Here is an 871-nt window from a genome sequence, read left to right as displayed (position 1 = left end):
AACGAACGGGGATTGATCACCGAAAGCATGCTTGGCTCAGGCAGTCCGACGGCAATAAGTAAGCAAACCGAGTGGCATACTGTATTCGATAAGCCCGTTAAAATCACTACGTCAGGCAGCATTACCGAGTTTAGTTATGCTGATAATGGTGATCTGAACCTCAAGGGGATGACCGATAGACTAACAGGTGAGCAGCGCCAATGGCGCTATAATTATGAGTATCACGACAATCGCATGCTTGCTGAATTGACTATTGATGGCCCTCGTCATGACGTTGCCGACATCAGCGTGACTAAGTTTGACTTACAAGGTAACACCCTCAGCCAAACTAACGCGCTAGGTCATCAAGTCCGATATGGTCATTATGATCAAATGGGTAATCCAGGCTATAAAGTTAATATTAACGGCCTGACAACCGAGTTTGACTATGATGCTCGCGGCCGTTTGCTTGAAAGCCGTGTGTCAACCGCAACACCTGCTATTACGCGTTATCAGTATAACGCCATGGGGCAGCTGATTAAAACGACGAGACCTAAAGGTGACAGTTATCAATATGAGTATGATGCTGCCTATCGAAAAGTCAGCGAGAGCGATGCCCTTGGGCAAACTAAGAATTGGTTATTAGATACCGCAGGCAATGCCCTTGAAAGTACTATCACGGGTGACAATCAAGCATGGCAAATTGAGACTTGCTTAAGCAGCAGTGCCTGCTTAGTAAATGCAATTCAAATCACCGAGCAAGTTGCTGATTACAGGCAACAGCGTGTGTTCGACGGTTTAAGTCGAGTGGTTGAAAGTAGCGAAACTGGAAGCTTAATTAGCCGTAATGAATATGACGTTCAAGGCAACTTAGTATTGAGCACCGATGCTA

Annotated in this window: 1 protein-coding gene; it reads left to right on the top strand. The window is 45.7% G+C overall.

Going from position 1 to position 871, the window contains the following annotated elements:
• The coding region (locus tag L2755_RS22010; RefSeq protein ID WP_428847827.1) for a hypothetical protein at positions 1-871 on the top strand (871 nt) is incomplete at both ends.

Source organism: Shewanella abyssi (assembly GCF_023284025.1).
Taxonomy (GTDB): Bacteria; Pseudomonadota; Gammaproteobacteria; order Enterobacterales; family Shewanellaceae; genus Shewanella; species Shewanella abyssi.
This window is presented reverse-complemented; position numbering and strand designations above follow the sequence as displayed.